11 protein-coding genes are annotated in these 12,628 nt (G+C 63.3%); 6 read left to right on the top strand and 5 right to left on the bottom strand.

Annotation, left to right across the window (positions count from 1 at the left end; translation table 11 throughout):
• The first annotated feature begins 74 nt into the window (after positions 1–74).
• From metH to AYB31_RS04130, 3 genes are read left to right on the top strand one after another with little or no spacing between them, the layout of a single operon-like run.
• Positions 75–3,785 carry a methionine synthase gene (gene metH / locus AYB31_RS04120; protein WP_068826073.1) on the top strand — a complete coding sequence of 1,237 codons (3,711 nt, stop codon included), beginning with the start codon at positions 75–77 and terminating at the stop codon, positions 3,783–3,785.
• A gap of 32 nt (positions 3,786–3,817) precedes the next feature.
• Positions 3,818–4,381 carry a nicotinamide riboside transporter PnuC gene (gene pnuC, locus AYB31_RS04125; protein WP_068826075.1) on the top strand — a complete coding sequence of 188 codons (564 nt, stop codon included), beginning with the start codon at positions 3,818–3,820 and terminating at the stop codon, positions 4,379–4,381.
• Positions 4,378–4,914, top strand: coding sequence for an AAA family ATPase (locus tag AYB31_RS04130; RefSeq protein WP_068826077.1), 537 nt, complete (start codon positions 4,378–4,380; stop codon positions 4,912–4,914). Before pnuC ends, AYB31_RS04130 begins: the two co-directional genes overlap by 4 nt.
• A gap of 26 nt (positions 4,915–4,940) precedes the next feature.
• Here AYB31_RS04130 and AYB31_RS04135 read toward each other — a convergent pair whose 3' ends face one another.
• Together AYB31_RS04135 and AYB31_RS04140 are read right to left on the bottom strand one after the other, a co-directional pair.
• Positions 4,941–5,486 (bottom strand): hypothetical protein, encoded by a 546-nt coding sequence (locus AYB31_RS04135; protein ID WP_068826079.1) that lies wholly within the window; start codon positions 5,484–5,486, stop codon positions 4,941–4,943.
• Positions 5,487–5,626: 140 nt separating this feature from the next.
• The gene (locus AYB31_RS04140) at positions 5,627–6,277 is read right to left on the bottom strand and encodes a hypothetical protein (protein ID WP_068826081.1); all 651 of its coding nucleotides are present in this window, start codon (positions 6,275–6,277) and stop codon (positions 5,627–5,629) included.
• Positions 6,278–6,377: 100 nt separating this feature from the next.
• Here AYB31_RS04140 and AYB31_RS04145 point away from each other — a divergent pair, with 100 nt between their 5' ends.
• Both AYB31_RS04145 and AYB31_RS04150 read left to right on the top strand, forming a co-directional pair.
• Positions 6,378–7,154 (top strand): TSUP family transporter, encoded by a 777-nt coding sequence (locus AYB31_RS04145; protein WP_068826083.1) that lies wholly within the window; start codon positions 6,378–6,380, stop codon positions 7,152–7,154.
• 14 nt (positions 7,155–7,168) lie between these two features.
• Positions 7,169–7,537 carry a glyoxalase superfamily protein gene (locus AYB31_RS04150; RefSeq protein ID WP_068826085.1) on the top strand — a complete coding sequence of 123 codons (369 nt, stop codon included), beginning with the start codon at positions 7,169–7,171 and terminating at the stop codon, positions 7,535–7,537.
• 3 nt (positions 7,538–7,540) lie between these two features.
• Here the strand turns inward: AYB31_RS04150 and nudC are convergent, their stop codons facing one another.
• From nudC to AYB31_RS04165, 3 genes are read right to left on the bottom strand one after another with little or no spacing between them, the layout of a single operon-like run.
• Complete coding sequence (nudC, locus tag AYB31_RS04155) at positions 7,541–8,374, bottom strand: NAD(+) diphosphatase (protein WP_068826087.1); 834 nt, start codon at positions 8,372–8,374, stop codon at positions 7,541–7,543.
• A complete protein-coding gene (locus AYB31_RS04160) occupies positions 8,374–10,047 on the bottom strand; it encodes a ferrous iron transporter B (RefSeq protein WP_068826089.1) in 1,674 nt (557 codons plus the stop codon). The genes nudC and AYB31_RS04160 overlap by 1 nt, the downstream gene beginning before the upstream one ends.
• A 28-nt stretch (positions 10,048–10,075) precedes the next feature.
• Positions 10,076–10,888: a crotonase/enoyl-CoA hydratase family protein gene (locus AYB31_RS04165; protein ID WP_068826091.1), complete on the bottom strand. Its 813-nt coding sequence runs from the start codon at positions 10,886–10,888 to the stop codon at positions 10,076–10,078.
• Positions 10,889–11,109: 221 nt separating this feature from the next.
• On the opposite strand from AYB31_RS04165, the gene nhaB reads away from it, so the two are divergent.
• Positions 11,110–12,612, top strand: a complete 1,503-nt coding sequence (nhaB, locus tag AYB31_RS04170; protein ID WP_068826093.1) for a sodium/proton antiporter NhaB — start codon at positions 11,110–11,112, stop codon at positions 12,610–12,612.
• Positions 12,613–12,628 lie beyond the last annotated feature (16 nt).

Genomic DNA, 12,628 nt, shown 5'->3' on the forward strand with positions numbered 1-12,628 from the left:
CCATGACTGCGGAAATGCCATGCAGCTTTGCTATCATCGCCACCTTTGTTTCCGCACTCTCCAGGTAGTTCCCCATGTCCGACCGTAACGCCCGTCTCCAGGCTCTTCAGCAGGCCCTGAAAGAACGCATCCTGATCCTCGACGGCGGCATGGGCACCATGATCCAGAGCTACAAGCTGGAAGAGGCGGACTACCGCGGCGCGCGCTTTGCCGACTGGCCGAGCGATGTGAAGGGCAACAACGACCTGCTGCTGCTCAGCCGCCCGGACGTGATCCAGGCTATCGAAAAGGCCTACCTGGATGCCGGCGCCGACATCCTGGAAACCAACACCTTCAACGCCACCCAGGTATCCCAGGCCGACTACGGCATGGAAAGCCTGGTGTACGAGCTGAACGTCGAAGGCGCGCGCCTGGCCCGTGAAGTGGCCGATGCCAAGACCCTGGAAACCCCGGACAAGCCACGCTTCGTCGCCGGCGTGCTCGGCCCAACCAGCCGTACCTGCTCGATCTCCCCGGACGTCAACGACCCCGGCTACCGCAACGTCACCTTCGACGAGCTGGTGGAAAACTACGTCGAGGCCACCCGTGGACTGATCGAGGGCGGCGCCGACCTGATCCTGATCGAGACCATCTTCGACACCCTCAATGCCAAGGCGGCGATCTTCGCCGTGCAGGAAGTCTTCGAGCAGCAAGGCTTCGAACTGCCGATCATGATCTCCGGCACCATCACCGACGCCTCCGGCCGCACCCTGTCCGGGCAGACCACCGAGGCCTTCTGGAACTCGGTGCGCCACGCCAAGCCGATCTCCGTGGGACTGAACTGCGCCCTCGGCGCCAAGGACCTGCGCCCGTATTTGGAAGAGCTGTCGACCAAGGCCGACACCCATGTATCCGCGCACCCCAACGCCGGCCTGCCCAACGCTTTCGGTGAATACGACGAGACCCCGGCGGAAATGGCCGCGGTGGTGGAAGAATTCGCCGCCTCGGGCTTCCTCAACATCATCGGCGGCTGCTGCGGCACCACCCCGCCGCATATCCAGGCGATTGCCGAGGCCGTGGCCAAGTACAAGCCGCGCGCCATTCCCGAGATCCCCAAGGCCTGCCGCCTGTCCGGCCTGGAGCCGTTCACCATCGACCGGCAGTCGCTGTTCGTGAACGTCGGCGAGCGCACCAACATCACCGGTTCGGCCAAGTTCGCCCGGCTGATCCGCGAAGAGAACTACACCGAGGCCCTGGAAGTCGCCCTGCAGCAGGTCGAGGCCGGCGCCCAGGTGATCGACATCAACATGGATGAAGGGATGCTCGATTCCCAGGCGGCCATGGTCAAGTTCCTCAACCTGATCGCCGGCGAGCCGGACATCTCGCGTGTGCCGATCATGATCGACTCCTCCAAGTGGGAAGTGATCGAGGCTGGCCTGAAATGCATCCAGGGCAAGGGCATCGTCAACTCGATCTCCATGAAGGAAGGTGTCGAGCAGTTCAAACACCACGCCAAGCTGTGCAAACGCTACGGCGCCGCCGTGGTGGTGATGGCCTTCGACGAAGTCGGCCAGGCCGACACCGCCGCGCGCAAGCGCGAGATCTGCCAGCGCAGCTACGACATTCTGGTCAATGAAGTCGGCTTCCCGCCGGAAGACATCATCTTCGACCCGAACATCTTCGCCGTCGCCACCGGCATCGAGGAACACAACAACTACGCCGTGGACTTCATCGAAGCCTGCGCCTATATCCGCGACCACCTGCCCTACGCCCTGAGCTCGGGCGGCGTGTCCAACGTCTCGTTCTCCTTCCGCGGCAACAACCCGGTGCGCGAGGCGATCCACTCGGTGTTCCTCTACCACGCTATCCAGAACGGCCTGACCATGGGCATCGTCAACGCCGGCCAACTGGAGATCTATGACGAGATCCCGGCCGAGCTGCGCGACAAGGTCGAGGACGTCATTCTCAATCGCCACGAAGGCGGCACCGAGGCCCTGCTGGCCATCGCCGACAACTACCGTGGCGACGGCAGCGTCAAGGAAGTCGAAGACGAAGCCTGGCGCGCCCTGCCCGTCGACAAGCGTCTGGAACACGCGCTGGTCAAGGGCATCACCGCCTTCATCGTCGAAGACACCGAAGAGTGCCGCCAGCAGTGCGCGCGCCCCATCGAGGTGATCGAAGGCCCGCTGATGAGCGGGATGAACGTGGTTGGCGACCTGTTCGGCGCCGGCAAGATGTTCCTGCCCCAGGTGGTGAAATCCGCCCGGGTGATGAAGCAGGCCGTGGCCCACCTGATCCCCTTTATCGAGGCCGAGAAAGGCGACAAGCCGGAAGCCAAGGGCAAGATCCTCATGGCTACCGTGAAAGGCGACGTACACGACATCGGCAAGAATATCGTCGGCGTAGTGCTCGGCTGCAACGGCTATGACATCGTCGACCTGGGCGTGATGGTGCCGGCGGAGAAGATCTTGCAGACGGCCATCGCCGAGAAGTGCGACATCATCGGCCTGTCCGGCCTGATCACCCCGTCGCTGGACGAGATGGTGCATGTCGCCCGCGAGATGCAGCGCCAGGGCTTCAACCTGCCGCTGATGATCGGCGGCGCCACCACCTCGAAAGCCCACACGGCGGTGAAGATCGAGCCCAAGTACCAGAACGACGCGGTGATCTACGTCACCGACGCCTCGCGTGCCGTCGGCGTGGCCACCCAGCTGCTGTCCAAGGAGCTGAAAGCCGGTTTCGTCGAGAAGACCCGCGAAGAATACGTGGTAGTCCGCGAGCGCACCGCCGCACGCAGTTCGCGCACCGAGCGCCTGAGCTACGCCGCCGCCGTGGCCAACAAGCCGCAGTTCGACTGGAGCGCCTACCAGGCCAGCAAGCCAAGCTTCACCGGCGTGAAGGTATTGGACGATATCGACCTCAACGTACTGGCCGAGTACATCGACTGGACGCCGTTCTTCATCTCCTGGGATCTGGCAGGCAAGTACCCGCGCATCCTCACCGACGAGGTGGTGGGCGAAGCCGCTACCGCGCTGTTCGCCGACGCCCAGGCGCTGCTGAAGAAGCTGATCGACGAGAAGCTGATCAGCGCCCGCGCTATCTTCGGTTTCTGGCCGGCCAACCAGGTCGAGCATGACGACATCGAAGTCTACGGCGACGACGGCCAGCCGCTGGCCAAGCTGCACCACCTGCGCCAACAGACCATCAAGCCGGACGGCAAGCCGAACTTCTCCCTGGCCGACTTCGTTGCACCGAAGGACAGCGGCATCACCGACTATGTGGGCGGCTTTATCACCACCGCCGGCATCGGTGCCGAGGAAGTAGCCAAGGCCTACCAGGACGCCGGCGACGACTACAACTCGATCATGGTCAAGGCCCTGGCCGACCGCCTCGCCGAGGCCTGCGCCGAGTGGTTGCACGAACAGGTGCGCAAGCACTACTGGGGCTACGCCCAGGACGAGCAGCTCTCCAACGAGGAGCTGATCAAGGAAGCCTACAAGGGCATCCGCCCGGCCCCCGGCTACCCGGCCTGCCCGGACCACACCGAGAAGAAAACCCTGTTCACCCTGCTCGACCCCGAAGCCGAGTTCAACAAGGCCGGTCGTAGCGGCGTGTTCCTCACCGAGCACTACGCCATGTTCCCCGCCGCCGCCGTCAGCGGCTGGTACTTCGCCCACCCCGAGGCGCAGTACTTTGCCGTGGGCAAGGTCGACAAGGACCAGGTGGACAGCTACACGGCGCGCAAGAACCAGGAACTGGCGGTCAGCGAACGCTGGCTGGCGCCAAATCTCGGCTACGACGACTGACCGTATCGGGGCGCCAGGCGCCCCCTCTCCTCATGACGCCTCTCGAACTCATCGCCTCCGCCCTTGGCATCATCTCCGTCTGGTTGACCGTGCGGCAGAATCCGCTGTGCTGGCCCATCGGCCTGGTCATGGTGCTGCTCTACGCCTGGTTCTTCCTCGACGCACGCCTGTATTCGCTGGTGCTGCTGCACGGCGTGTTCGCCGCCATGCAGATCTTCGGCTGGTGGCAATGGCGCCAGGGGGTCGATGACAGCGGACGGCGGCCGGTCAGCACGGCCAGCCGCAACGAGGTACTGATCGGCCTGGGCGCGGCCCTGTTGCTCGGCTTGGCGCTTGGCCTGGCCATGAGTCGCCTCACCGAAGCCGTCTATCCCTGGCCGGACGCCCTCCTCACGGCTTTCAGCCTGCTCGCCCAGCTGTGGATGGCGCTCAAGCGCTGGCAGTGTTGGGTGCTGTGGATAGTGGTCGATGTGCTCTATGTCGGTTTCTTCGGTTTCCAGGGCTACTGGCTGACCGCCGCCCTGTATGCCGTGTTCACCGCACTGGCGCTGCTCGGTCTACGCGAATGGCGCGCAACCCGGCTGCAAACCGCATGAAAGTTGTGGTGTTCACCGGGCCCGAGTCGAGCGGCAAGACCTTTCTCGCCGAGCGCCTGCAGCGGCACTTTGGCGGCCTGGTGGTGGGCGAATACGTGCGCCACTTCATTGATCAGCAGCAGCGAGATACCTGCCTGGCGGATATCCCGAGCATCGCCCACGGCCAACTGGCCTGGGAGGACGCAGCCCGCGCGCAGAGCCCCGATCTGCTGATTCTCGACACCCACCTGCTGAGCAATATGCTCTGGAGCCACACCCTGTTCGGTGACTGCCCTGCATGGCTGGAGCGGGAGCTACTGGAGCGACACTACGACCTGCATCTGCTCTTGTCGCCCGAAGGCGTCGAGTGGCAGGACGATGGCCAGCGCTGCCAACCGAGCCTGACCGAGCGCGCGCACTTTCATCAGCAGTGCCGCGAGTGGCTGATTCGCCACGACCGCCCCTGGGTCGAGATCGGTGGAAACTGGAGCCAGCGCACAGCCCAGGCTTACGAGCGAGTGCACCAGCTGATCCGCAGCGGCGACCAGGACTGAAGGCGGTTCCCAGAAAGACCTACTGATTAGTTCGACACCTCGAAATCTCGTCCCCACAGGCGAATCGACTCCACCTTGGTACTCGTCCCTTCGAAAATGAACTTCTGCCGCACACCCGTCTTAGCCGGGATGGTCACATCGTCCGGATTGACCAGACCCGGAAGCGGTGCGCTGGAGTAACCCTCCTGATCGATGGCCAGCAAGGCGCCGGTCTGCCGCAGATTGATCAGCCGCAATGGCTTGTCGGTCGTGTTCTTGAAGCCCAGCAGCGCGCTCAGGCTGCCGTCCTCGACGCTCTCGACCTTGAGCAACTGCACGCTAACCTGACCATCGAGTTGCTCCAGGCTGGAAACGACGATCGAACCGTCGCTACCTTGAGCCGACTCGCGCCCTTCGGTGACCCCGTCGGCGACGCCACCCAACAGGTTCTTGCCCGCGGAGATTGCCGCAGAAACTGCAGCCTTGGCGGAGTCCTTGATGGTGCTTGGATCAGTAGCCACCTCATCTGCCAGAGCCGTCGAGGCGGACACCATCAATGCAGTCGCGGTGACGAGTAGTGAAATCCTGTTCATGGTATTGCTCCTGGGGTAATGCTAGCGGCAACGAGTTCTACACGGTTCCAGCCTTCCGCACGACCTGGTTCTAAGGCTGAAACCGATCGAAGCGTCAGGCAAGACAACTGAATCAGGCCTCGGGCCCATGGCTACGTGGCCTACTGCCAATCCTTGAGTGCTTGCTCGGCCACTGAGTTCATCGGCTTGGCCAGCAAGCCTGTCGGGCTCAGGCTAACCGCGAACACCGCGCCATCGGCAATTGGCAGGTAAGTGACTCGCGCCGCTTCGGGGTCGAACAGGAACATATCCCGCTGACTCAAGCGCAGCCAGCGCCACAGGTCTATACCGTAGGGGCTGTGCGCCAGTTCGACCCGTGCATGACGGGCAGTCTGTTGCTGCTCGATGGCGAGAAAGCGACCCGAGAGCTTTTCCAGTCGATATCCCGACTCCAGACCGATCAAGGCTGCCAGCCCCTTCCAGCCCAGCAAACGAGCATCGAGCTGCCACAAATCGCCCTCCAGCAATACGTCGCGCTCTTCGCCACCTTCCAGCAGATTGACCCGGTAGGCCTGATCGCCCTCGGCGCGGAAACTCAAGGTCACCAGAGGCTTGTCGGCGACCAGCGCATCGTAGCTGCGCAGATCGTAGGCAATCACGCCGATCAGCCCGGCCAGGGCAACGAAGGCAAACCCTACGGTGCCGCGCAACCAGGCCAGAAACCAGTTGGGAGCGAACAGGATGCGGGCGGCGATAAACAGCGCCAGCAAGGCCAGCAGGCCAGTGAACCAGGCCAGGCCGTCGTACTGCATGAGAGCGATTCCTTCTGCGTGAATTTGCCGGCATTATGCTCAGCAGCCGCGCTGTGGGCCAGCAACAGGCCCGCACAATTGAACCCACTTCGAGTTTTTTATGCCTTTCGTGCCTGAGCTGGGAATGGAACCCAGCGTGCTGTTGATTCTTGCCCTGGTTGCCTTTCTTGCCGGCTTCATCGACGCCATCGCTGGCGGCGGAGGTCTGCTGACCATCCCGGCCCTGCTGACCGCCGGTTTGCCACCGCACCTGGTGCTGGGCACCAACAAACTGTGCGCCACCTTCGGCTCGGCCACCGCCAGTTACACCTTCTACCGGCGCAAACTGTTTCGCCCGCGCGAGTGGCGCAATGCCCTGCTGGCTACCGCAATCGGCGCGTGCCTGGGCGCGATCATCGCCCACTGGCTACCGGCAGCCTGGCTCAACCAGATGCTGCCCGCGGTGGTCTTCGGTTGCGGCCTGTATCTGCTGTTTGGCAAGACGCCGGAAACCCACGGCCAGCAGGATGCGCCCATCGCCCAGAGGCGCCAGTGGCCGCAGGGGCTGGGCCTGGGCTTCTACGACGGCGTGGCCGGACCGGGAACCGGGGCATTCTGGACCGTCAGCACACTGCTGCTCTACCCCCTGGACCTACTGCGCGCCAGCGGCGTGGCCCGTAGCATGAACTTCGTCAGCAACGCCATGGCCCTGGTGGTCTTCATCGCTACTGGGCAGGTGGCCTGGCTTCTCGGCATCAGCATGGGCCTGGCTCTGATGGCTGGAGCCTTCCTCGGTGCGCGCACGGCCATCCACGGCGGCTCCCGGTTCATTCGCCCGGTATTCATCCTGGTGGTATTGGCCTTGACCGCGCGCCTGGCGTGGCAGCACTGGTTCTGAAAAGGAGTTGCGCCATGCGACTTGGCAACACCACCCCGATCCTGCGTATCTTCGACGAAGCCAAAGCCCGGGAATTCTACCTGGACTACCTGGGCTTCCGGTGCGACTGGGAACACCGCTTCGCGCCGGGTATGCCGCTGTACCTGCAGGTATCGCGCGACGGTTGCGTGCTGCACCTGTCCGAGCATCATGGCGATGCCTGCCCGGGCGCGGCACTGCGCATCGAGACCGATGCCCTCGACGCACTCCATCAGGAACTCGAGCGGAAAGATTACGCCTACGCACGCCCTGCGATCGAGGCCATGCCCTGGGGCAGTCGTGACATGAGTGTGCGCGATCCCTTCGGCAACCGCCTGACCTTCACCGACGCCATCAGCACCTGAAACTCAACGGTGCAGCTGCGGCTCCGGCAATCCGAGTCGGCGCGCCACATACAGGTCGATCAGATAACGGGCGATGGAGCGCTGCATCGGCAGTGGCGGCAGATTCTCGATGTGGAACCAGGCGGCATCCTCGATCTCGTCGGCCTGCGGCACTATCTCGCCGCCGGCGTACTCGGCATGAAAGCCCAACATCAGCGAGTGCGGGAATGGCCAGCCCTGACTGCCGAGATACTGCAGGTTGCGCACCTCGATACCAACCTCTTCGCGCACCTCGCGAGCTACGCATTCCTCTGCCGACTCGCCGGGCTCGACGAAACCGGCAAGCGTGCTGTAGACCCCGGCCACAAAACGCGGCGACCGAGCCAGCAGCACCTCGTCACCGCGCGTCACCAGCACGATCATGCTCGGCGAGATGCGCGCATAGCTGTCCAGGCCGCACGCGGGGCAGCGCATGCAGCGCTCGCCCGGCACTTGCTGGGTCGCACTGCCGCAACGACCGCAGAAGCGATGATTGGCTTGCCAGGTACCGACCTGGTCGGCGAAGGCCAGCATGCGGAAAGTCGGATAGTCGGCCTGTAGCATGAATTGCCGCAAGCTCTGCCAGAAGCAACCTTCCAGCTCGGCCGGCTGGTCCAGCACCAGCATCCAGACCGGCTCGCCATCGAACTGGCCGAGGCCGTGCTCGCCGCGGATCGACAGGTCCTGGCGCTTGAGCCATTCACGTGGAAACAGTACGCCATTGCCATCGGCCAGAAAGCCCTGAGGGCTGCGCACCAGTGCCCAGCCGCCTGGCAGGGCATTGTCCAGCAACGGGGTGGTCTGCCAGCCAGTACTCATCAGGCGGCTACCGACAGACCCAGGGCACGCACGCTCTCTTCGGCCAGGTCGAGCACGCTCGGGGTCGTTTCCGGACGCAGCACAGCACCCGCCTCGAGGTAGTACTCCAGGCTGCTGAGGGCATCGGCCAGGGTTTCCAGCATCTGCTCCGAGGGCATCTGCGGAACGTCGATCATCTGCTTCTGGATGTAATCGGCGCACAGACCGATCAGCTTGGCCGCCCGCTCCTGATTGAGGAACCACATGCCGCCACGCACCGCCTGCAGGCTGATAGGCACGTTGGCCAAGTGCATGCGATCGCCGCCCGATTCCAGGTAGGAGGTGATGGCGCGCTTGGCCAGGGCCAGACCGCCCTGGGCCTCGTCGATCACCACGATGCGCGCCTCGACCAGCTGATGCGCGGCGAAGGCCTCGCCCTCGTCCCCCGGCTGCACCGGAGCCGGGCGCGAGTTACGTTGTTCACCGCGCTCCAGACTGGCCACCATGCTTTCCACATAGAGCACCGCCTCGGCCAAGCGATGCAGCTCATCGGCCTGCGCAGGACTGTTCTCGCTCCAGCCACCGACCACCGGCAGCTGCACCTGCAGCGCGTTGGAGGCCGAGCTGAGGCCTACCATGCTGAGGGTCTTGGCCATCTTGCCGAGTAGGGCATGCAGGTTGCCGAAGCTGTCCGCCTGAGCCGTACCACGCTCAATCAGGTCGAGCAGATCCTTGGCTCCGGCCAACTCCTCGCGAATCGCCGAAGACAGCGAGCGCATGACGCCCTGCCCCGGCCCCGAAAGGCGCTGGTACTCCTCGTCGAGCAGATGATCGGTGAACGGCAACGGCGCCAGGCCGAACGCTTCATGCACCGCACTGGCATGCGGCCCGCGACTGTCGGCCAGAGCCACCAGATAGAGCAATTCCTTGAGCAGGCTGCGCGGGACTTCGTAACTGCCATTGCCGGCCAGAGCCTGCTTGATCTCGCGATCCAGACGGGAGAACAACTGCTTGCGCGCCTTGCGCGGCAGCAGCTGACCGTCCAGCTGCGACTCCAGCGCAGCCGCGCCAACCCAGTACAGGCGCCCCGCCGGCTTGTCGGCGAACAGGCTGTCCAGGCGCGCCAGGGCGCGCAGCATCAGTTTGAGGCCGGCCTGAGGATTGTCTTCGCGAATAAAACCGAGCAGCCCGACCTGATACATGTGGCGCAGACGGCGGGCAGCCTCGGCAGCGACTGGGGCGGCCGGCACGCCGGCCGGGCGCATATGGTCGAGGCGCACACTGAAGAAGAAGCTTTCCGGCAACGGTGGCTGGCCACCGGCCTGACGCAGTTCGTTGATCGCCGGCAGCAGCAGCTCCGGCATTTCCTGGCGGTGGGCGTCGACGTTTTCCAGATAGCGGCGCAATACATACAGGGCATTGCTCAGCGCGGTCAGCTGGCCATCGCGCTCCTCGCCGGCACCGGTAGGGATGTCGGTAGCCTGTTGCAGCACTTCCTGGGCCAGCATCTCAGCCCCGGCCAACTCGATCAGATTGAGGGTGCCGCGCACCTGCTGGAGGTTTTCCACGGCCTGCTGCAGCAGGCTGCCGTTGTTTCGTTCGGCAATGAAGTGTTCGAGACTCTGTTCGGTCTCTTCCATGGTGGTGAACAACTCATCACGCACCAGGCTCAGGGATGTCGCTCCAGTGACCATAGGTCTGCTGAACCTCTCTAGACTGCTATCAGTCGGCGAATTCCGGTTTCTGCTTGCTCATGTGCGCAGCCATGGCCACGCGCAGGTCGGCGGACTGCAACATGGCCGCGTTCCAGTTGGCCACATACTCCAGACCGTCATCGACGCGATGGTCACGCATGTAGCGAATCATGTGTTTGGTGCCGCGAATGGCGATGGGCGATTTCTCGGCAATCTCGCGGGCAATGGCGAACACGCCGGCCAGCAGTTCCTCCTGACTGGCGAAAGTGCGGTTGACCAGGTTGATACGCAGGGCCTCGGCGCCATCGATGGTGCGTCCGGTATAGGCCAGCTCACGCATCATGCCGTCGCCGATGATGCGCGGCAGGCGCTGCAGGGTACCGACATCGGCAGCCATGCCCATGTCGATCTCCTTGATGGAGAACTGCGCATCCTGCGTGCTGTAACGCATGTCACAGGCCGAGATCAGGTCAATGGCGCCGCCCAGGCAATAGCCCTGAATAGCGACGAGCACCGGCTTGCGGCAGTTGTCGACGGCGTTGAAGGAAGCTTGCAACTGAAGGATCTTGCGGCGCAGGGCCTCGGCGTTACGCCCGACATCCTTGCCCAACTGGCTGCCGGCCTGGGCCAGCAACATCAGGTCGATTCCGGAGGAGAAATGCTTGCCGGCACCGGAGAGCACGACTGCACGAACTTCGTCGGTATCGTCGACCCAGCGGAAGATCTCGATGATTTCTTCCCAGAAATCGACGTTCATCGCATTGATCTTGTCGGGGCGATTGATCTGCACATGGGCGATCTTGTCGAGTAACTCGACGCGGAAAGCTTTGTAGTCGGGCACGCAGATCATCCTCGCGAGCAAGGCGCACCAGAGTGCGCATAGATGTATTGTTTTGGAATAGATCGGCCCACTATAACAAGCACGCGATAAAAGTCGATGCCGGCCACTGTGACGCAGGACACGCTAGCAAAGCTAAGAAGAATTTTGACTATATCCGTTAAACGCTTGATCTTTTTGGAACTGAGCTGGGATGCTCGGCGTTTTACCTGGGGGAAACAGAGATGCAGAGATCACTCGCCAGCGCACTGATGCACAACTTCCTGGGCAACTCGCCGCACTGGTACAAGCTGACCATCATCCTGTTTCTGATCGCCAATCCCATGGTGTTATGGAGCCTCGGCCCGGCCGTCACCGGCTGGCTGCTGGTCGGCGAATTCATCTTCACCCTGGCCATGGCCCTCAAGTGCTACCCACTGCAGCCCGGCGGTCTGCTGGTCCTGCAGGCCCTGCTACTGCAACTGACCACACCGCAAACGCTGTATGAAGAACTGGCGCATAACTTCCCGGTATTGCTGCTGCTGATGTTCATGGTTGCCGGCATCTATTTCATGAAGGACCTGCTGCTCTTCATCTTCTCCCGACTGCTCCTGGGCGTGCGCTCCAAGGCCCTGCTGTCGCTGCTGTTCTGCCTGTTTTCGGCGTTTCTCTCGGCCTTTCTCGACGCGCTCACGGTGACCGCCGTGATCATCAGCGTCGGCGTCGGATTCTTCTCGGTCTACCATCGGGTCGCCTCTGGCAAGAATCCGCGCGAAGAAAGTGGAGTACAGAGTGATAGTGATGTTGTGGAACTGCACCGCGAAGACCTGGAACAGTTTCGCGCCTTCCTGCGCAGCCTGCTCATGCATGGCGCCGTCGGCACCGCACTGGGAGGCGTATGCACTCTGGTGGGCGAGCCGCAGAACCTGCTGATCGGCCATGAAGCCGGCTGGCACTTCGGCGAGTTCTTCGGCCGTATGGCTCCCGTGTCCATGCCGGTCCTGGCCGCCGGCCTGATAACCTGCGTGCTGCTGGAGCAGTTGCGTTGGTTCGGCTATGGCACACGCCTGCCCGCCGCAGTGCGCCAGGTGCTGGCGGATCACTCCCGCGAAGACGACAGCCATCGCACCCACAGTCAGCGCGCGGCCCTGGTGGTTCAAGCCGTGGCGGCATTTATCCTGATCCTCGGCCTGGCCTTCCATGTCGCCGAGGTCGGACTGATCGGCCTGCTGGTCATCGTGTTGATCACCGCCTTCAACGGCATTACCGACGAGCACCAGATCGGCCGAGCCTTCCAGGAAGCCCTGCCCTTCACCGCACTGCTGGTAGTGTTCTTCGCCGTGGTGGCGGTGATCCACGAACAACACCTGTTCAGCCCAATCATCGAAGCAGTACTGGCGATGCCCAGCGAACAGCAGCCAGGCATGCTGTTCATCGCCAACGGCCTGCTCTCGGCCATCAGCGACAACGTCTTCGTCGCCACCATCTACATCACTGAGGTCAAGCAGGCCTTCCTGGCCGGCGATATGACCCGCGAGCATTTCGATACCCTGGCGATCGCCATCAACACCGGCACCAACCTGCCCAGCGTGGCGACTCCCAATGGCCAGGCGGCCTTCCTGTTCCTGCTCACCTCGGCCATCGCCCCCCTGATCCGCCTGTCATACGGGCGCATGGTGTGGATGGCCCTGCCCTATACGGTCGTCATGGGCGGCCTGGGTTGGTGGGCGGTCAGCCACTGGCTCTGAAGCCACGGGCGCCCGC

This window comes from Pseudomonas sp. BMS12, assembly GCF_001592875.1.
Lineage (GTDB): Bacteria > Pseudomonadota > Gammaproteobacteria > Pseudomonadales > Pseudomonadaceae > Aquipseudomonas.